Annotated in this window: 17 protein-coding genes and 1 riboswitch; of the genes, 3 read left to right on the forward strand and 14 right to left on the reverse strand. The window is 72.9% G+C overall.

The annotated features are described in order from the left end of the window. Window positions 1-58 precede the first annotated feature (58 nt). The 9 genes from ACZ7L0_RS01105 to ACZ7L0_RS01145 all read right to left on the reverse strand — a co-directional run bounded on the left by ACZ7L0_RS01105 (window position 59) and on the right by ACZ7L0_RS01145 (window position 9,384). Window positions 59-961: a LysR family transcriptional regulator gene (locus tag ACZ7L0_RS01105; protein ID WP_471240268.1), complete on the reverse strand. Its 903-nt coding sequence runs from the start codon at window positions 959-961 to the stop codon at window positions 59-61. A gap of 46 nt (window positions 962-1,007) precedes the next feature. Further along, a complete protein-coding gene (locus ACZ7L0_RS01110; protein WP_471240269.1) occupies window positions 1,008-2,201 on the reverse strand; it encodes a glycine C-acetyltransferase in 1,194 nt (397 codons plus the stop codon). Between the two features lie 52 nt (window positions 2,202-2,253). Continuing rightward, window positions 2,254-3,282 carry an L-threonine 3-dehydrogenase gene (gene tdh, locus ACZ7L0_RS01115; RefSeq protein ID WP_471240270.1) on the reverse strand — a complete coding sequence of 343 codons (1,029 nt, stop codon included), beginning with the start codon at window positions 3,280-3,282 and terminating at the stop codon, window positions 2,254-2,256. Between the two features lie 170 nt (window positions 3,283-3,452). After that, window positions 3,453-4,028 carry a GAF domain-containing protein gene (locus ACZ7L0_RS01120; protein ID WP_471240271.1) on the reverse strand — a complete coding sequence of 192 codons (576 nt, stop codon included), beginning with the start codon at window positions 4,026-4,028 and terminating at the stop codon, window positions 3,453-3,455. Window positions 4,029-4,102: 74 nt separating this feature from the next. Further along, on the reverse strand, window positions 4,103-4,702 hold the full coding sequence (locus ACZ7L0_RS01125; protein WP_471240272.1) for a GTP-binding protein: 600 nt from the start codon (window positions 4,700-4,702) through the stop codon (window positions 4,103-4,105). Next, on the reverse strand, window positions 4,680-5,051 hold the full coding sequence (locus ACZ7L0_RS01130; RefSeq protein WP_471240273.1) for a DUF742 domain-containing protein: 372 nt from the start codon (window positions 5,049-5,051) through the stop codon (window positions 4,680-4,682). The genes ACZ7L0_RS01125 and ACZ7L0_RS01130 overlap by 23 nt, the downstream gene beginning before the upstream one ends. 2 nt (window positions 5,052-5,053) lie before the next feature. Next, window positions 5,054-5,488, reverse strand: coding sequence for a roadblock/LC7 domain-containing protein (locus ACZ7L0_RS01135; protein ID WP_471240274.1), 435 nt, complete (start codon window positions 5,486-5,488; stop codon window positions 5,054-5,056). A gap of 95 nt (window positions 5,489-5,583) precedes the next feature. Then, on the reverse strand, window positions 5,584-7,716 hold the full coding sequence (locus ACZ7L0_RS01140) for a sensor histidine kinase (protein WP_471240275.1): 2,133 nt from the start codon (window positions 7,714-7,716) through the stop codon (window positions 5,584-5,586). Window positions 7,717-8,079: 363 nt separating this feature from the next. Then, window positions 8,080-9,384 carry an MBL fold metallo-hydrolase gene (locus ACZ7L0_RS01145; protein ID WP_471240276.1) on the reverse strand — a complete coding sequence of 435 codons (1,305 nt, stop codon included), beginning with the start codon at window positions 9,382-9,384 and terminating at the stop codon, window positions 8,080-8,082. A 169-nt stretch (window positions 9,385-9,553) separates the two neighbouring features. On the opposite strand from ACZ7L0_RS01145, the gene ACZ7L0_RS01150 reads away from it, so the two are divergent. After that, window positions 9,554-10,732: a glutamate dehydrogenase gene (locus tag ACZ7L0_RS01150; RefSeq protein WP_471240277.1), complete on the forward strand. Its 1,179-nt coding sequence runs from the start codon at window positions 9,554-9,556 to the stop codon at window positions 10,730-10,732. 54 nt (window positions 10,733-10,786) lie between these two features. Next, window positions 10,787-11,401, forward strand: coding sequence for a TetR/AcrR family transcriptional regulator (locus tag ACZ7L0_RS01155; RefSeq protein WP_471240278.1), 615 nt, complete (start codon window positions 10,787-10,789; stop codon window positions 11,399-11,401). Between the two features lie 115 nt (window positions 11,402-11,516). Here the strand turns inward: ACZ7L0_RS01155 and ACZ7L0_RS01160 are convergent, their stop codons facing one another. The 3 genes from ACZ7L0_RS01160 to ACZ7L0_RS01170 form a co-directional block, all read right to left on the reverse strand. After that, the gene (locus ACZ7L0_RS01160; RefSeq protein ID WP_471240957.1) at window positions 11,517-12,302 is read right to left on the reverse strand and encodes an SGNH/GDSL hydrolase family protein; all 786 of its coding nucleotides are present in this window, start codon (window positions 12,300-12,302) and stop codon (window positions 11,517-11,519) included. A 252-nt stretch (window positions 12,303-12,554) separates the two neighbouring features. Further along, window positions 12,555-13,490 carry a M23 family metallopeptidase gene (locus tag ACZ7L0_RS01165; RefSeq protein WP_471240279.1) on the reverse strand — a complete coding sequence of 312 codons (936 nt, stop codon included), beginning with the start codon at window positions 13,488-13,490 and terminating at the stop codon, window positions 12,555-12,557. Window positions 13,491-13,494: 4 nt separating this feature from the next. Beyond that, window positions 13,495-13,653: riboswitch (cyclic di-AMP (ydaO/yuaA leader) on the reverse strand. Window positions 13,654-13,960: 307 nt separating this feature from the next. Further along, window positions 13,961-16,033, reverse strand: coding sequence for an alpha-galactosidase (locus tag ACZ7L0_RS01170; RefSeq protein WP_471240958.1), 2,073 nt, complete (start codon window positions 16,031-16,033; stop codon window positions 13,961-13,963). A gap of 171 nt (window positions 16,034-16,204) precedes the next feature. On the opposite strand from ACZ7L0_RS01170, the gene ACZ7L0_RS01175 reads away from it, so the two are divergent. After that, window positions 16,205-17,002, forward strand: a complete 798-nt coding sequence (locus ACZ7L0_RS01175) for a tyrosine-protein phosphatase (protein ID WP_471240280.1) — start codon at window positions 16,205-16,207, stop codon at window positions 17,000-17,002. A gap of 24 nt (window positions 17,003-17,026) precedes the next feature. On the opposite strand, the gene ACZ7L0_RS01180 is transcribed toward ACZ7L0_RS01175, so the two are convergent. Together ACZ7L0_RS01180 and ACZ7L0_RS01185 are read right to left on the reverse strand one after the other, a co-directional pair. Further along, a complete protein-coding gene (locus ACZ7L0_RS01180) occupies window positions 17,027-17,149 on the reverse strand; it encodes a DUF6126 family protein (RefSeq protein WP_471240281.1) in 123 nt (40 codons plus the stop codon). Continuing rightward, window positions 17,146-17,793: a helix-turn-helix domain-containing protein gene (locus ACZ7L0_RS01185; protein ID WP_471240282.1), complete on the reverse strand. Its 648-nt coding sequence runs from the start codon at window positions 17,791-17,793 to the stop codon at window positions 17,146-17,148. Before ACZ7L0_RS01185 ends, ACZ7L0_RS01180 begins: the two co-directional genes overlap by 4 nt. Between the last annotated feature and the right edge of the window lie 53 nt (window positions 17,794-17,846).

Below are 17,846 nucleotides of genomic sequence, written 5' to 3' on the forward strand. Positions count from 1 at the left end.
GCTCCGCACCGTAGCCCGTCCCACTGACAGTGCCCCCGGCGGGCGAATGGGGTGCCCGCTACGCCCGCGCCGCCTCGCCCAGCGCGTCCAGCACCGGGCGGATCAGGGGATGCCCCTCGGCTCCCCGTCGTACGGCCGCGAAGACGCGGCGGGTGGGGGCGACGCCGTCGACGGGGCGGACGACCACGCCGGTGAGGTCCATGCCGCGCAGGGCCGAGCGCGGGACCAGGGCCACACCCACGTCGGCCGCGGCCAGCGCGACGACCGCGCGGAAGTCGTCGGAGGAGTGTTCGAGACGGGGCTGGAACCCGGCGTTCTCGCAGGCCAGGACGACCACGTCATGGCAGGGGTTGCCGGGGTAGGGGCCGATCCACGAGTCCTTGGCCAGATCCGCGAGGGGGACCTCGGCGGAATCGGCCAGGCGGTGGGTGACCGGGACGACCGCGTCGAAGGGCTCGGCGTACAGCGGGACATGGGTCAGCCGGGGGTCGTCGGCGGCCGGGGCGCCGCGGTACTCGACGGCGACGGCCACGTCCACCTGCCGGTCAAGGACCATCGGCAGGCTGGCGTCGCCCTCGGCGTCCTGGACGCGGATGCGGATGCCGGGCGCGGACGCGGCCAGGCGGGCCACCGCCGGTGCCACCACCTGGGCGATGCCGGTCGCGAAGGCGGCCACCGTGACGGTGCCGGCCTCACCCGACCCGTACGCGGCGAGTTCCGCCTCCGCCCGCTCCAGCTGGGCGAGGACCGCGTTGGTGTGGCCGAGCAGGATCTCCCCGGCCGGGGTCAGCCGTACGCCCTTCGCGCCGCGCTCGACCAGCCGGTGGCCGGTCTCCTGCTCCAGGGCCGTCAGCTGCTGGGAGACGGCGGAGGGCGTGAGGTAGAGCGCGGCGGCAGCCGCCGTCACCGTGCGGTGGTCGGCCACCGCACGGAGGATGTGGAGCCGCCGCGCCTCGATCATGACTCCGATTATCGCAATATGTCCGGGCCGACCAGGCCCGGGAGCCTCACGCGTCCAGTTCCGCCCGCGCCGCGACGAACGCGTCGACCGCCCGGTCGACGTCCTCGGTGGAGTGCGCGGCGGACAACTGGACGCGGATGCGGGCCTGGCCCTGCGGTACGACCGGGTAGGAGAAGCCGATCACGTACACCCCGCGGTCCAGCAGCAGCTCCGCCATACGGCCCGCCCGCGCCGCGTCGCCGATCATCACCGGCGCGATGGCGTGGTCGCCGGGCAGGACGTCGAAGCCCTCCTCGGTCATCCGGCGACGGAACAGCGCGGTGTTCTCGGCGAGCCGCACCCGCAGGTCGTCCGCCGACTCCAGCAGGTCCAGCACCTTCAGCGAGGCCGCCGCGATCACCGGGGCGAGCGTGTTGGAGAACAGGTACGGCCGCGAACGCTGGCGCAGCAGGGCGACGATCTCGGCGCGGGCGGCGACGTAGCCGCCGGAGGCGCCGCCGAGCGCCTTGCCGAGGGTGCCGGTGATGATGTCGACGCGGTCCATGACGCCGTGCAGTTCGGGCGTGCCGCGGCCGGTCGGGCCGACGAAGCCGACCGCGTGGGAGTCGTCGACCATGACCATCGCGTCGTAGCGGTCGGCGAGGTCACAGATCTCGCGGAGGGGGGCGACGTAGCCGTCCATGGAGAACACGCCGTCCGTGACGATCAGCCTGCGGCGAGCGCCGGCCGCCTCCTTCAACTGCCGCTCCAGATCCGCAAGGTCGCGGTTGGCGTAGCGCAGGCGGCGGGCCTTGGACAGCCGGATGCCGTCGATGATCGAGGCGTGGTTGAGGGCGTCGGAGATCACCGCGTCCTGCTCGCCGAGGAGGGTCTCGAAGACCCCGCCGTTGGCGTCGAAGCAGGAGGAGTACAGGATCGTGTCCTCCTGGCCGAGGAAGGCCGCGAGGCGCGCCTCCAGTTCCTTGTGCACCTCCTGCGTACCGCAGATGAAGCGTACGGAGGCCATGCCGTAGCCCCAGCGGTCCAGGGCCGCGTGGGCGGCGGCGACGACCTCGGGGTGGTCGGCCAGGCCGAGGTAGTTGTTGGCGCAGAAGTTGAGGACCTCGCCGGGGCGGCCGCCGGCGGTGACGGCGACGGTCGCGGACTGCGGGGTGCCGATCACCCGCTCGGGCTTGTGCAGGCCGGCGGCGCGGATCTCGTCGAGGGTGGCGCTCAGGTCGTCGCGGACGGAGTCGAACATGGGAAAGCTCCTGAAGGTGCCGACGCGGAAGGGGGTACGTGGTTCCCGGGGGTTACGCGGTCCAGTCGAGGATGACCTTGCCGCCGCGGCCGCTTGCCGCGTCGGCGAACGCCGCCTCGTGGTCGCGGTAGTCGTACCGGCCGGTGATCACGGGGGCGAGGTCGAGGCCGCCTTCGAGCAGGACGGACATCGCGTACCAGGTCTCGAACATCTCCCGGCCGTAGATGCCCTTGAGGGTGATCATCTTGGTGACGATCCGGGCCCAGTCGACCGGGAACTCCTGCGCGGGCAGCCCGAGCATGGCGATCCGGCCGCCGTGCGTCATGTTGGCGATCATCTCCCGCAGGGCCTCGGGGCGGCCGGACATCTCCAGGCCGATGTCGAAGCCCTCGCGCAGGCCCAGTTCCCGCTGGCCGTCGGCGATGGTGGTGTCCGTGACGTTCAGGGCGAGGTTCGCGCCGGTCTTGCGGGCGAGGTCGAGCCGTTCCTCGCTGACATCGGTGATCACCACGTTGCGGGCGCCCGCGTGCCGGGCCACGGCGGCTGCCATCAGGCCGATCGGCCCGGCGCCGGTGATCAGGACGTCCTCACCGACCAGCGGGAAGGACAGCGCGGTGTGCACGGCGTTGCCGAACGGGTCGAAGATCGCGGCGACGTCGAGGTCGACGGGGACGCGGTGCACCCAGACGTTGGCGGCGGGCAGGGCGACGTACTCGGCGAACGCGCCGTCGCGGCCGACGCCGAGGCCGACGGTGGCCCGGCACAGATGGCGGCGCCCGGCCAGGCAGTTGCGGCACTTGCCGCACACCAGGTGGCCCTCGCCGCTGACCCGGTCGCCGATCCGGATGTCGGTGACGTCCCGGCCGGTCTGAACGACCTGGCCGACGAACTCGTGCCCGACCACGAGCGGGGTGCGGATCGCCTGCCGCGCCCAGCCGTCCCAGGACCGGATGTGCAGGTCGGTGCCGCAGATCCCGGTCCGCTGGACCTTGATCAGCACGTCACCGGGTCCGACGGCGGGCTCGGGCACGTCCGCGAGCCACAGCCCCGGCTCCGCCTTCTCCTTGACCAGCGCCTTCAACGCTACGGCTCCTGTGGGTACGGTCCCGGTCCGCGGGCATGCCGAAGGCGCCCGCGTTCGGGGAGGGAAGTGGATTCGCACAGCAATCTGCCGTACGGCGGCGCGCTGGTCCATCGAGGATTTCTTAAGCGGCGCCACAGCTCCGCTTCACACCGGGCATCCTGGTGCCGTCACAGCGGGAATCCGTCGTCCGCGCGCCGCTCCAGGCGTACGGCGAGTTCGGCGGCCCGCGCCTTGATGGTCTCCAGCCCGGTCTTCCCCCAGGGCCGGGGGGCGATGTCGGCGACGCAGACCGTGCCCAGCACCATCCCCGTGCTGTCGATGAGCGGGGCGCCCAGGTAGGAGTGGATGCCGTACTCGTCGACGACCGGGTTGCAGGCGAACCGCGGGTAGTCGCGGACGTCCTCCAGGACCAGCGCCCGGTGTCGCACCACCACATGGGGGCAGAACCCATGGTCGCGCGGCAGCCAGCGGCCCACCTCGGGCCGGGTGCCGTCGGCCTTGGCGAACGGCCCGGCGGCCGGTGTGCGCAGGCCCGCGAAGAACTGCCGTTTCGCACCGACGAAGTTGACCATCGCGTACGGGGTGTCCGCGAGCCCGGCGAGGTGGTCGGCGAAGGCGTCGAGGGCGGGCTCGGCCCGCTCCCCCAGGCCTAGCCCGCTGAGCCGCCGGGTGCGGGCGGGGGCCTCCTTGTCCTCGGGCGTGAGCAGCAGACCCCGGACCGGCCGCGGTGGGTCGTAGCTCATGACCGGGTCCCGCCGCTGTGGGCATAGCTCATATGGGCATGGGTCATATACGGGCTCCGTGGGCGGTGTGGGGATCACATGTGGGCGCCGTGGCTCGGCGCGGGCGCCGGGGCGTGGGCGATGAGGTGGCGTACGAGGGTGAGCAGGGTCTGGACGCCGGAACTTGAGATGCGGGCGTCGCAGGGGACGACCGGGATCCGGGGGTCGAGGTCTATGGCGGCGCGCACCTCCTCGGGGTCGTACCGGTAGGACCCGTCGAACTCGTTGACGGCGACGACGAATCCGAGGCCGCGTTCCTCGAAGAAGTCGACCGCCGCGAAGCAGTCCTCCAGACGGCGGGTGTCGGCCAGGATGACCGCGCCGAGGGCGCCCTCGGACAGTTCGTCCCACATGAACCAGAACCGCTCCTGCCCGGGCGTGCCGAAGAGGTACAGCACATGCTGCGGGTCGAGGGTGATGCGGCCGAAGTCCATGGCCACCGTGGTCTCGACCTTGTTCTCGATGCCGTCGAGGTTGTCGGTCGCGGCGCTGACCGTGGTGAGCAGTTCCTCCGTGCTGAGCGGCGCGATCTCGCTCACCGCGCCCACGAAGGTGGTCTTGCCCACCCCGAACCCACCGGCCACCAGGATCTTCAGCGCGGTGGGAAACGGGTCAGAGCTGTCGTCGTAGTCCATCGAGCACTGCCTCCAGAAGAGACCGGTCAGTGGGGTTGTGGTGGAACGCGGGGGGCTTGGCGGTGAGCGCCCCGCAGTCGACGAGATCGGAGAGCAGCACCTTGGTGACCACCGCGGGCAGTTTCAGATGCGCGGCGACCTCGGCGACCGGGACGGGCGCCCGGCACAGGTCGAGCGCCTGGGCGTGCTCGGGGCCGAAGTAGCCCAGGGGCGTGGCCCCGGTGGCCATCACCTGCGACAGCAGGTCGAGCGCGATGCTGGGCCGGGTACGGCCGTTGCTGACCGTGAAGGGGCGCACCAGCCGTCCGGCCGCGTCGTCGAGCCAGGGCCCGTCGCCGGCCGCCGCCACCCTCAAGGCCTCGTCGCCGTGGGTCCGACGGAGTGCTGGCGGGGCGCGGTCACCAGGTAGGGGCGGACGCTCTTGACCAGCATGGCCATCTCGTAGCCGAGCACGGCCGCGTCGGCCTCGCGGCCGGCCAGCACGGCGAGGCAGGTGCCGGAGCCGGCGGTGGCCACGAACAGCAGGGCCGAGTCGAGTTCGACGACGACCTGCCGGACCTCTCCGCCGTCGCCGAACCGGACGCCCGCGCTGCGGCCCAGCGAGTACAGGCCGGAGGCGAGGGCCGCCATGTGGTCGGCGCTGTCGGCGTCGAGGCCGTGGACGGACTTCACCAGCCCGTCGCAGGACAGCAGCACCGCGCTGCTGGTGTGCGGTACGCGCTGGACGAGGCCGCTCATCAGCCAGTCGAGGTCGGATGCCTGGGCGGTCGGCGCATCGCTCGCCATGGTGGATCGACTCCTTGGGGTACGAAGGTCTTCGGGAGCGCTGGGAGTGGAGACGGGGGTGGGGGTGCGGGTGGGGACGGGGCTGGCGAGGGGGGTCATCCGGCCGGTGCGCTCCCGTCGGGCCGGACGGTGAGACCGGCCCCGGGCGTGTGCGGGTGCGTCTCGGGTCTGGGGGGAACGTCCATGTCGGCGGGGTCCACGGCCCGTGCCTTGATGGGGGCCCGCTCGGTGTGGGGTGGCTCCAGGTGGGCCGAATCCGTGTGGGCTCGGCCCCCGTACGTCGACTCCATACGGCCTGTCTCCATACGGCCTGTCTCCGGAAGGCCTGTCTGCTGAAGGCCTGTCTCCGGCTGTGCCGATCGCACGGGGACCGACTCCACGTGTGCCGAGCGCACATGTGCTGCGTCCATATGGAGCGAGCCCATAGAGGCGGAGCCCGCAGGCGAGGGCTCGGCATGCCCCGCCGGGGGCGTCGCCTCCCTGTGCTGCTGCGCCTCGGCCAGGCCGATCCCCCGCTGGAAGGCCGCCATCAGGCCGGGGTCGTGACCGGCGAGGGTGTCGCTGTCCTGGCGCGGTGCCGGACCGCCCCGCAGTTGGGGGGCGATGTGCTCCTGGGCGCGGCGCCGGGGCAGCTGGGGCTTGCCCATGGTGCCGCGCACCGTGCCACCGGTGCGCGGGGCGGGGGGCGCGGCCGTGTCCGGCGCGGCCGTGCCTCGCTCGTGGGGCCGGGTGCCGGGCGGGGTCTGCGCGGGTGCGGGCCGCGCTTCGTGGGCTCCGCGCACCGGCAGCGGCGGCGGTGCGCCGTCGTTCGCCGGGTCGCCCGCCCGGGCGGTGTCCCGCTGGGCGTGCCGCCGCCGACCGGTCGGCGGCTCCGCGGCGCCGCCTTGCGGACCGGTCCGCCCGCCCAGGTCCCCCACAGCCTCCGGACCCGCCGCCGGTACGGGGGGCACTGCGGGCAGCGGGGGCGCCGGAACCCGGCCCGCTCCGGCGTCCGCACGCCCCGTACCCGTCGTGTCGTCCGGCGCCGTACCCAGCAGCCCCTGCGGCACCACCAGGACGGCCTGCACACCGCCGTAGATGTTCGTCTGCAGCCGGACGGTGATGCCGTGCCGCCGGGCGAGCTGCGAGACCACGAAGAGGCCGATGCGCCCGTCCGCCAGCAGGCTGGCGACGTTGACCTGGTCGGGGTCGGCGAGCAGGGCGTTCATCCTGGCCTGCTCGCCGACCGGCATGCCGAGCCCGCGGTCCTCGACCTCGACGGCGAGCCCGGAGGTGACCAGGTTGGCGCGCAGCAGCACCGGGGTCTGCGGGGCGGAGAACAGCGTGGCGTTCTCGACGAGTTCGGCCAGCAGATGGATGACATCGGCGACCGCGTGGCCGCGCAGCATGCCGTCGACGGGCGGGACCAGCCGGACCCGCGAGTACTGCTCGACCTCGGCGACGGCGGAGCGCAGCACCTCGGTCATGGAGACGGGATGGCTCCACTGCCGCCGGGAGACGGCGCCGCCGAGCACGGCGAGGTTCTCGGCGTGCCGCCGGATGCGGGTGGCGAGGTGGTCGACGTGGAAGAGGCCCTTGAGCAGGTCGGGGTCCTCGATCTCGTTCTCCAGCTCGTCGAGGATCGAGATCTCGCGGTGCACCAGGGACTGCAGCCGCCGGGCGAGGTTGACGAAGACCTCGAGTTTCTGTTCGCTGCCCGCCTGGCTGGAGAGCTGGGCGGCCTGGACGACGGCGGTGACGGCGCCGTCGTGGGCGCGGGCGAGGTCGGCGGCGAGCAGTTCGAGGTCGTCGGCGTCCTGCGGGGGTTTGCCGCGCGGCCCCCGCGGGGCCGGGGTCTCGCCGCGCCGCAGCGCTTCGACGAGGGCCCTCAGGTCGGCCTCGCCGCAGGCGGCGCTGCGCCGTAGGGCGCCGACCCGGTCGCTGACCGACCGGGCGGCCCGGTCGGCGGCCACGGCGGCGATCAGGATGCCGGCGACGGTGACCGAGACCGCGCCGCTGAGCACGGCCCACAGGGTGATGCCTGGCCGCACTCCGGCGGAGCGGACGGTGACCAGGACGGCCGCGCTGGCGCTGAGCGCGACCGCGACGGGCGGCAGCACCGCGAGGCGCATCAGCTGTGGCCGTATGTGGGCCTCGGGCAGTGCGGGAACGGGACGGGCGACCGGCCGCCCGTGCCGGCCGCCCTCACGGCGGTCGGCGCGAGCGGCCGGTGCACGGAGGTGAGACATCGGTGTCCTCGTACTGGTCCGTCGGGCCTGGTTTCCTCGCGCGGGATGCGCGACCTGGGCATGCGCCATCGCGGTGCCGGGCGGGAACCGACGGGTCGGCCCTGCGTCGCCCGGCGGACACTCACCGTAGTCGCATCGGCGTCGCGCGGGATGGGCAGTTGACGAACTCCCCCGGAGAGGGTCCCGCTCTGGTATGAGGCCTCGTACGAAAGACCGATAACCGTGCCGGACGCGCGAAACAGAGCGGGAAAATACCGATCCGACCTGGTCGAATGCGGTCACGAACAGACGACGAGGGCCGGGGAGTACGAGACTCCCCGGCCCTCGGCTGTCGCGCCCGGCCCGGCTGTCGTCCGCCCGCGCTCAGCCGGCCGGAACGGTTTCCGGGTCCCCCTCGCCCTCGACCGTGCCGTCGGCGACGTCACCGGCCGTGTCGGCCTGGGCCCTGGCCGCGGAGTCGGCGGTCGCCTTGACCGCCGCCTCCGTCACCGCCGCCTCCGTGACCGCCGTGGGCCAGCCGCCCGCCGGGGCCAGGGCCACACCGCGCCACCACGGCTCGGACGGGACGGTCTCGGCGGTGGGCTCGAAGGGCTCGCCGGGGCGGGGCAGCGCGGCCCGGGCGCCGGCCGCGCGGGCGGCCGCGACGGTGCCCTCGCCGGGCTCCGACCAGGCGTGGGTCGCCAGGTTGAAGGTGGCCCAGTGGATCGGCAGCATCACGCCGGAGGCCCGGCCGCCCTGGAGGTCGAGGTGGGCACGCATGCCCTCCTCGGGCGTCATGTGTATGTCGGGCCAGAAATCGCTGTAGGCACCGATCTGGATCATGGTGGCGTCGAACGGGCCGTGGTCGGCGCCGATGTCCTTGAAGCCGTCGAAGTATCCGGTGTCGCCGCTGTGGTAGATCCGGTGCGACTCGCCGGCCACGGTCCAGGAGGCCCAGAGCGTGTGCTGGGTGTTGCGCAGGCCCCGGCCGCAGAAGTGCCGGGCGGGGGTGGCGGTCAGGGTGAGTCCGCCGACCTTGGTCGCCTCGTGCCAGTCCAGCTCGCGCAGCCGCCCCTCGGACACGCCCCAGTGTTCGAGGTGGGCCCCGACGCCCAGCGGCACGGCGAAGAGGGTGTCCGTCCCGGCCAGCGCCTCGATGGTGGGCATGTCCAGGTGGTCGTAGTGGTCGTGCGAGATGACCACCACGTCGACCGGGCCGAGCGCGGCCAGCGGCAGCGGCACCGGGTGCAGCCGCTTGGGACCGGCGAAGGGGAACGGGGAGCAGCGTTCGCCCCACACGGGGTCGAACAGCACGCGCTGCCCGCCGATCTCGGCGAGCACGCTGGAGTGGCCCATCCAGGTCAGCCGCAGTCCGGTGGCGGGCGGCCGGGCGAGGTCGGCGAGGGTGGTGGCGTGCACCGGGACCGTGCCCCGGGGGGAGCGCCGGGGCCGCTCGTCCTTGTCGAAGAAGACCTTGGCGAAGTCCAGCGTGGAACCGGAGGGCCGGGTCCGGGCGGTGCCTCCTGGGTTCTGGAAGACGCCGTCCTTGAAGTGGGGCGAGCTGTGGATGCGCGCGAGGCGCTCACCACCGGGGTCCGCGCCGAAGGCCGCGGGCCTCAGCGCGCGCAGCCCCGAGCTCAGGGAACCCAAACCGGTCACGGTACCTCCAGGTGGAGTCGGCGAGGTCATCCATTATGGGCGGCCCCTCCGACAGCCCGGGAGGGCCGGGGTCCGGTTCGCTCTTGCCCGGCCGCCCGCGGCCCCGATACTGTCGGACACTCTCCATTACTGACCCGCTGTTCAGTAGCGGTACCGCCCGCCACCCGCTCCCCTCCGTGGCACGCCCCTAGGAGTCCGCATGACCGCCCCCCTGATCTCGCTGGTCTGGACGGACCACGTCACCGGCCGCCAGGGGTTCCTGGTCGTCGACCGGCTGGTGCGGGGGGTGGCCAGCGGCGGGCTGCGGATGCGGCCCGGCTGCACGCTGGAGGAGGTGACCGGGCTCGCCCGCGGCATGACCATGAAAGAGGCGCTGCACTACGACCCCGAGGCCCGGTACGTGCCGCTGGGCGGCGCCAAGGGCGGCATCGACTGTGATCCGCAGGACCCGGAGGCGTACGGACTGCTGGTGCGCTATCTGCGGGCCGTGCGGCCGTATGTCGAGAGCTGCTGGACCACCGGTGAGGACCTCGGGCTCACCCAGGACCTGGTCGACCGGGCCGCCGCCGAGGCGGGGCTGGTGTCGTCGATCCAGGCCGTGTACCCGCTGCTCGACGACGAGGCCGCGGCCCGGCGGCGGCTCGCGGACGCCTTCGCCCTGGAGGTGGACGGCATCGGCCTGGACGAGCTGGTCGGCGGCTGCGGGGTGGCCGAGTCGGTGCTCGCGGCCCTGGACCGGGCCGGGGTGCCCCACGCGGGGACGCGGGTGGCGGTGCAGGGGCTGGGCACCATGGGCGGGGCCACGGCGCGCTTCCTGGCCCGCGCGGGTCTGCGGATCGTGGCCGTCGCGGACATCAAGGGCACCGTCGCCAACCCGGCCGGTCTCGACGTCGAGGCGCTGCTGGCCGCCCGGGACGCGTACGGCACCGTGGACCGGGCCGTGCTGCGCCCCGGCGACCGTGAACTCCCGGGCGACGCGTGGCTGTCCGCCGACGCCGAGGTGCTGGTGCCGGCGGCGGTGTCGTACGCGATCGACACCGCCAACCAGGACCGTGTCACCGCCCGCTGGATCGCCGAGGCGGCCAATATGCCGGTCCTCCCGGCCGCGGAGGAGGCGCTGTCCGCGCGCGGGGTGACCGTGCTGCCGGACGTGGTGGTCAACTCCGGTACGAACGCCTGGTGGTGGTGGACGCTCTTCGGTGACATCGGCCCCGAGGCGCGGGAGGCGTTCGCGCACACCCGGCGCTCGATGCGGGCCCTGATCGACCGGGTGCTCGCCCGCGCGGAGGCCGACGGGACGACCCCGCGGGCCGCCGCGCACGCCCTGGTGGCCGACCGGCTGCCGGTGATCGCGGAGCGCTTCGGCCGGTACCGCTGACCGGGCGGCCGGGCGCTTCGCCGCCGCGCCCGGGTGACCGTTTAGGGTGACCGCGTGGCGAGAGTGCGGTTGAGCGTGGCGGAGCGGCGGGAGGAACTGCTGCGGGCCGCCGTCGAGCAGATCGAGGCGCGGGGCGTGGCGGCGGTGCGGATCGCCGACGTGGCCTCGGCGCTCGGTGTGAGCAACGCGCTCGTCCTCTACCACTTCTCCACCAAGGAACAGCTGGTCGCCGCCGCGTTCACGCACGCCGCCGAGGGCGACCTCGCGCACCTGCGGGGGCTGCTGGGCCGCCGTACGACCGCGCTGCGCCGGTTGCGGGCCGCCGTGCGCTGGTACGCGCCCACCGGTCAGGCCAAGGGCTGGCGGCTGTGGATCGAGGGCTGGGCGGTGGCGCTGCGCGAACCCGCCCTGCGGGAGGTCACCCGGGAGCTGGACAGGCAGTGGAAGGCCGCGCTCACCGAGGTCATCGCCGAGGGGGGCGGCGCGGGCGAGTTCCACTGCCCGGACCCGGCCGCAACGGCCCTGCGCCTGACGGCCCTCCTCGACGGTCTCGCCGTCCAACTGACCTCGTACGCGGGCGCGGTGCCCCGCTCCCGGGCCCAGCGCTGGGTGGACGAGGCACTGGCCCGCGAACTGGGCCTGGACCGCGAGGCAGTGGCGGAGGACTGAGGTGAGCGGGTGACCGGGTGCGGCCCACGTTGGGCCGGTCACGTCCGGCCGAGTGCGTTCCCCGCCCCCCGTCGGCGGGGAACGCACAGACGCCGGACCCCCGGAGGGGACCCGCTCAGGCCACCACTCCGATCCGCATCCTGATGTCGTCCGGGGACAGTGCCCCCTTGGCCGTCACATGGTCACCGGAGGACTCGCCGCGCAGACGGCGGCCGATCCACGGGACCAGGTACTCGCGGGCCCAGTGGACGTCGTCGCGGCGGACGTCGAGCGTGCCGCGGGGCGGGAGCGGGGGCCAGGGCTGCTCCGGGTCGGCCGGGACCTCCAGTCCGAGGACCTGGCCGGCGCGCAGGGCCACGCGCGTGTGTCCGTCGGGCGAGAGATGGAGCCGGTCGTGGTCCCAGGCGCGCCGGTCCTGGATCGTCTTGAGGGACCACAGGTCGAGCACGGGACAGCCGTACCGGTCGGCGATGGCCCGGACGTGCCCGTTGTACGTGGCGATCTTGCCGCGCAGATGCTTGAGCACGGGCACACCGCGGGTGTCGAAGCCGGTCGTCACCAGGACCGTACCGGCGACGGAGACGAGCCGCGCCACCGACCGCTCGAAGCGCTCGGCCACCTCGTCGGGGTCGGTGCCGGGCCGGATGATGTCGTTGCCGCCCGCGCAGAAGGACACCAGGTCCGGGGCGAGTTCGACGGCCCGCGGGACCTGGTGCTCCACGATCTGGTCGAGCAGTTTGCCGCGCACCGCGAGGTTCGCGTACCGGAAGTCGCCCTCGGGCCGCCGGTCCGCGAGCAGTACCGCGAACCGGTCGGCCCAGCCGACGAACGCCCCGTCGGGGCCGGGGTCGCCCACGCCCTCGGTGAAGCTGTCCCCCACCGCCACGTACGACCCGATCACTGATCTGTTGTCATTCTTCGAATCGTCTGCCACGTCGGACCATGATTCACCTTCCGATGTGACCTACGCGACCGTAATACGGGGTTGACGGTCGGTGAGATAAGCCACTGCCCCAATAAGCGTCATCCGGGAATACGCCACACCCGGAAGCCGGTGATCCGGAAATGGCTCCCACGGTCCGACGGTCGGCACACCGAAGGCCGGACCCGGGGATCAGGGGTCCGGCCTTCGGTGGCCTTGATGGCCCGCCTGTCAGGCGACGGCGACGCCGTGCGAGCGCAGGTAGGCGACCGGGTCCACGTCGGAGCCGTAGTTCGGCGTGGTGCGGATCTCGAAGTGCAGGTGCGGGCCGGTCACGTTGCCGGTCGCGCCGGAGAGGCCGACCTGCTGGCCCGCGGAGACGGTCTGCCCGGCCGAGACGGAGAGCGCGGAGAGGTGGCCGTACTGGGCGTAGTAGCCGTCGGCGAGCTTGATCACGACCTGGTTGCCGTAGGCGCCGCCCCAGCCCGCGGAGACGACCGTGCCCGCGCCCACGGCCTTGAGCGGGGTGCCGGTCGGGACCACGAAGTCGACGCCCGTGTGGTAGCCGCTGGACCACATGCTGCCCGCCACGTGGTAGCCGGTGCCGACGGCGGCGCTCGCCACGGGGAGGGTGAAGCCGGTGGCGGCGCCGGACGACGACCGGGACCGGGTCTGCGACGCCGACTGCGAGTCGGACTTCACCGACGGCTTCGACGAGGGCTTGGACGGCGACTTGGCCCGCGAGGCGGTCGAAGAGCCGGTGGAAGCGGAGGACTCGGTGCTCGTCGGCGCGGCCTTCTTGCCGAGGCTCAGCTTCAGGCCGGGGTGGATCAGTGAGGGGTCGCTGCCGACGGCCTCGCGGTTGTCCTCGTAGAGCCGGTGCCAGCCGCCGCTGACGTGCTGCTCGTCGGCGATCCTGGAGAGGTAGTCGCCGGCCTTCACCGTGTAGGTGCGCACTTCCGACTGCGCGGTGGAGGTCTTCTTCTCGGCCACCGGCACGGCCTGGACGGCCTTTTCGGGAGCCGAGTCCTTGGCGGGGGTGGCGGCATGGGCGCCGGTGGCACCCATGAGGGGCAGGGCCAGCGCGGCGCCGCCGGTTCCGGCCACGGCGATCGAGCGGGTGAAACGCCGGTTCTTGGGACGGCGGTGCTTACCCTTCGCGGGCATGACGGGTTCCTCTCCGGCGCCTGCGAGGTGAGCTGTCGGGTTCGGGCTGGAGATGCCCGGCCGCGCGGTGCGCGGCTTCACCCCTAGCCTGTTCCGGAGACCGGAACAGGCAGTCGTGCCTGGTGGGTCCCCCGCTCCTGCCGGGCACGGGTGAGTGTGTGCGGGTTCCGGGCGGCGGCAGGATTCGGCGGTCCGTCCGGAGTGGTGGCGAACGTAAGCGAGCAGGACACACAGGGACAAGCGGATGGTTCCCTCTGTCCGTGTTTCGCTTGATCCGTTATGGGAATTCCCGGTCACCCTCCGTGAATTCCCCCTGGCTTCGCGCCCTCAATTCCCAGGAAAACCCTGCGAATTACGTGGACATGACGCGCGACGCTCGGTCACCACTATGACGCTCCTCACCCACCCGTCCCCCATGTCCCGCTATTACATGGCGAGTTGTGATGAAGGGGCTAATTCAGGCAGAAGACTCAGATGCGACGCAGACGGACAACCGTCGCATCGAAGTCACCGCGCAGTCCGGTGCGCAGTCCGTGGTGCAGCAGGACGGCACCCCGGTGAACTTCGCCCGTTTCGCGGCATTCGTACGCTGCCGTGGGGTCGAGGCCGCTGAGCCTCAGCGCCGGGACCGGCTCGCCGTACCGCTGTGCCTGGAGCCAGGCGAGGACGACCGCCTCGTCCCCGAGGACGTACTGCAACGCGCTCAGCCCGCCCTCCGGGGGCCGCAGCCGGTAGAGCTCGCCGCGCTGCACGACCGGACGGATCTCCTTGTAGAGCTCCACCCACTCCCGGGCCTCGGTGAGCTCCTCCTCGGTCCACTCGGAGAGGTCGCCGCCGACGCCGAGGACTCCGGCCATGGCGCTGACGAAGCGGAAGCGCAGGGTGCTGACCCGGCCGTTGAGCTGGGTGTTCGGACTGTCGGTGACCCAGGCGGCCATGGTCCGCGCGGGGTGGATCTGGCTGAAGCCGTGCTGGATGGCGAGCCGGTCCAGCGGGTCGGTGTTGTCGGAGGTCCACACCTGGTCCGTACGGCTCATCACGCCGAGGTCGATCCGGCCGCCGCCGCCCGAGCAGGACTCGAAGGCCACGCCCGGGTGGGCCGCCCGCAGCCGGTCGAGCAGCGCGTACAGGGCGTGGACGTGGTCCACCCACAGCCGCTGCGGGTACGGCTCGCCGGGCCAGCCCGCGTCGGTGAAGCAGCGGTTGAAGTCCCACTTCACGTAGTCGACCGGGGCGTTGGACAGGAGACCGTCGAGTTGCCGCCAGAGGTACTCCTGGACGTCCTCACGGGCCAGGTTGAGGACGAGCTGATTGCGGAATTCCGTCCGCTTTCGTCCCGGTTGGAACTGCACCCAGTCGGGGTGGGCGCGGTACAGCTCACTGTCGGGGTTGACCATCTCGGGCTCGACCCAGATGCCGAACTGCATGCCGAGGGCGTGCACGTAGTCCGCGAGCGGCTTGAGGCCGCCCGGGAAGCGCTCGGGGTTGGGCGTCCAGTCGCCGAGTCCGGCCCGGTCGCTGGTGCGGGCGCCGAACCAGCCGTCGTCGACCACGAAGAGCTCCACGCCGATCGCGGCGGCGCGCCGGGCGAGGGTGGCCTGCTGGTCCTCGGAGATGTCGAAGTTGGTGGCCTCCCAGGAGTTGAACAGCACGGGCCGGTCCCGGTCCGCGTCCGGGATGACGTACGCCCGCTGGTAGGCGTGCCAGGTGCGGCTGGCGCCGCCGAAGCCGCCGTCGCTCCACAGGCCCGCGAAGACGGGCGTGGTGTACGACTCCCCGGGCGCCAGCGCCAGCAGGCCGGAGTCGTCGTAGCCCGCGCCCCCGGTGATCTGCACGCGCGCGTCGGGGAGTTGGGCGACCGCGATCCGCCAGGACCCCGACCAGCCCAGGGCGCAGCCGTAGACCTCCCCGCGCTCCTCGGTGGCGTCGGTGTCGAGCGCGACCCAGGGCAGGTGCTGGTGGCCGGTGTGGCCGCGGCGGCTGCCGATGACCTTGTCGCCGTAGGTGAGCGGCGCGCGCGCCAGCCGGGACTCGGCGGCCCAGCGGCCGTGCAGCTGGGACAGCCGCCAGCCGTCCCGGTCGGGCAGCGTCCAGGTGGCGGCGTCGGCGCGCAGCAGCTCCACGCGCGCGTCCCCCTCGTTGCCGACGCTCACCCAGCGCTCGACGACGTCCCCGCGCATCCGGTAGTGCAGGGTGATCGCGAGCCCCGCGTCCCGGAAGCGGAGCCGGAGTTCGTCGCCGTCGGCGTCGTACGCCTCGAAGGTCCACTCGGTGCCGCGCCGCTCCTCGGTGCGCACGGACAGGGCGGGCCTGACGAAGCGGGGGCCGCCCTCGACCGGGTACTCCTCGCGGCCGTCGAGCGGGGACTCGAAGGGCCAGTAGCCCGGCAGCGGGTGCTCGGCGAGCGCCTCGGCGTCGGCGAGCGCGATGCGCGGGCCCCAGTGCAGGTGGAGCAGTTCGTGCTCCTCGGTGAGGTGCAGCGCGTAACCGCTGGTGGGCCCCGTCAGGAGCCATGTACGACCGTTTTCGGCGATGTCCACCATCGAGCCCTCACAAGTGGCAACAGATCCGCTCAAGCACCAACATCATCGACGGCTCACGGCCTCCGAGGCAACGCCTGTGGACAACTCATTGCCCGGGAAAACCAATGTCGTATGGTCGACGGCGGGCCCGCCGACGAGCCGCGACGGCGGGAGCGACCGTGAGGAGCCCACGTGACGCAGCAGGTCCCGTCGACCGAGCCGGAGCTGACCGGAGTGCGCAATTTCCGGGACGTGGGCGGTCTGCCCACGAGGGACGGACGGCGGGTGCGGCACGGGGTGCTGTTCCGCAGCGGTCACCTCGCGCACGCGACCGAGGAGGACGCGGCGTTCCTCGCCTCCCTGGGGCTGCACACGGTCTTCGACTTCCGCAACGCGGCCGACAAGAGGCTGGAGGGGCCGGACGTCGAGCTGCCCGGTGTGCGGAATGTGAACCTGCCGCTGAGCGACCCGGCGGACGGCGCGGAGTTCTGGGCGATGGTCCGCGACGGCGATCTCGACCAGTTGCGCGCGCTCCTGTCCGACGGCAAGGCGGCGAACCGGATGATCGCCTCCTACCGCAGGATCGTGAAGGAGCGCACCGCCGAGCACTCCCGGGTGCTGCACGCCCTCGCCGAGGACAGCGTCCCCGCCCTGATGCACTGTGCGGCGGGCAAGGACCGTGCGGGCCTGTCCATAGCCGTCACCCTGCTCGCGCTGGGCGTGGAGCGGGACGCGATCCTGGCCGACTACCTGGAGTCGAACGCCAAGCACCGCCGCTACAAGGTGCGCCGCAGCGGCAGTTCCGACTCGGCCTACTCCCCCGAGGTCATGGAGCTGCTCGGTCCGCTGTTCGACGCACGCGCCGAGTACCTGGCGGCGGCGATGGAGACCGTCGAGGAGACGTGGGGCGGCGTGGACGCCTACCTGGAGCAGGGGCTGGGAGTCACGCCGGAGATCCGCGGGCGGCTGCGGGAGCGGCTGCTCGACTGACCCCGGCCGCGCCCCCGCGGGGTGTCATCCCTTGGCGCCGACCGCGAACAGCAGGTAGAGGAAGGCGGCGAAGAGGTGGCCGACGGCGATGTAGATGATCAGCCGGACCCACAGGGCGCGGGGGAACTTGTCCTCCAGGTTGCTCATGGCGTCTCTCCATTGAGGGGGCCCAGGCACAGGGTGGCCGTGGGGCTCTGCAGCAGGGTGTGGACGAAGAGGAGCTCGACCCCGTCGTGGTCCTCGGCGGCGAGGCGGTGCGGGGTCAGCGAGTCGAAGTGCGCGCTGTCGCCGGGCGCGAGCAGGTGCGCGGCGTCCCCGAGGCGCAGCCTGAGCCGCCCCTTGAGGACGTACAGCCACTCCTCGCCGGGGTGCACGCGCACGATGTCGCCCTGCGAGCCGTACGGCACGCGGACGCGCAGCGCCTGCATCCCGCGGCCGGGCGCGCCGGCCGGCCAGTAGGTCCAGCCGCCCGCCCGGGTCGGTTCCATGTCGGCGGCGCGCACGATCGCGTCCCGCTCGGCGACCGTCTCACCGAGCAGGTCCGAGACTGTCGTACCGTAGGTGCGGGCCAGTGCGAGCAGCATCGGCAGCGAGGGCTGGCGCTGCCCGGTCTCCAGCCGGGAGAGGTGGGCGGGCGACAGTCCGGCGGCGCGGGCCGCCGCCTCCAGGGTGAGGCCGGTGCGGCGGCGCAGCGCGCGGAGTCGGGGCGCGACGGCGGGCAGCTCGGTGACCGGCCCGTCCGACGGCCCTGGTCCGTGCTCGGGCGGGTGCTCGGCTGCGGAGGAGCTCATGCCTCCATGAAGCCGCAGGTTTGCCCCAGTGGCAAATTTCTTGCCTCAGAGGC

Source organism: Streptomyces sp. NPDC039424 (assembly GCF_055639495.1).

What these genes read in the sequence shown, in the direction of transcription:
- ACZ7L0_RS01105 (WP_471240268.1), bottom strand. Translation starts at nt 961, where the DNA reads ATGATCGAGGCGCGGCGGCTCCACATCCTCCGTGCGGTGGCCGACCAC.
- ACZ7L0_RS01110 (WP_471240269.1), bottom strand. Translation starts at nt 2,201, where the DNA reads ATGTTCGACTCCGTCCGCGACGACCTGAGCGCCACCCTCGACGAGATC.
- ACZ7L0_RS01120 (WP_471240271.1), bottom strand. Translation starts at nt 4,028, where the DNA reads ATGAGCTACGACCCACCGCGGCCGGTCCGGGGTCTGCTGCTCACGCCC.
- ACZ7L0_RS01125 (WP_471240272.1), bottom strand. Translation starts at nt 4,702, where the DNA reads ATGGACTACGACGACAGCTCTGACCCGTTTCCCACCGCGCTGAAGATC.
- ACZ7L0_RS01135 (WP_471240274.1), bottom strand. Translation starts at nt 5,488, where the DNA reads ATGGCGAGCGATGCGCCGACCGCCCAGGCATCCGACCTCGACTGGCTG.
- ACZ7L0_RS01140 (WP_471240275.1), bottom strand. Translation starts at nt 7,716, where the DNA reads ATGTCTCACCTCCGTGCACCGGCCGCTCGCGCCGACCGCCGTGAGGGC.
- ACZ7L0_RS01145 (WP_471240276.1), bottom strand. Translation starts at nt 9,384, where the DNA reads ATGACCTCGCCGACTCCACCTGGAGGTACCGTGACCGGTTTGGGTTCC.
- ACZ7L0_RS01150 (WP_471240277.1), top strand. Translation starts at nt 9,554, where the DNA reads ATGACCGCCCCCCTGATCTCGCTGGTCTGGACGGACCACGTCACCGGC.
- ACZ7L0_RS01165 (WP_471240279.1), bottom strand. Translation starts at nt 13,490, where the DNA reads ATGCCCGCGAAGGGTAAGCACCGCCGTCCCAAGAACCGGCGTTTCACC.
- ACZ7L0_RS01170 (WP_471240958.1), bottom strand. Translation starts at nt 16,033, where the DNA reads ATGGTGGACATCGCCGAAAACGGTCGTACATGGCTCCTGACGGGGCCC.
- ACZ7L0_RS01180 (WP_471240281.1), bottom strand. Translation starts at nt 17,149, where the DNA reads ATGAGCAACCTGGAGGACAAGTTCCCCCGCGCCCTGTGGGTCCGGCTG.
- ACZ7L0_RS01185 (WP_471240282.1), bottom strand. Translation starts at nt 17,793, where the DNA reads ATGAGCTCCTCCGCAGCCGAGCACCCGCCCGAGCACGGACCAGGGCCG.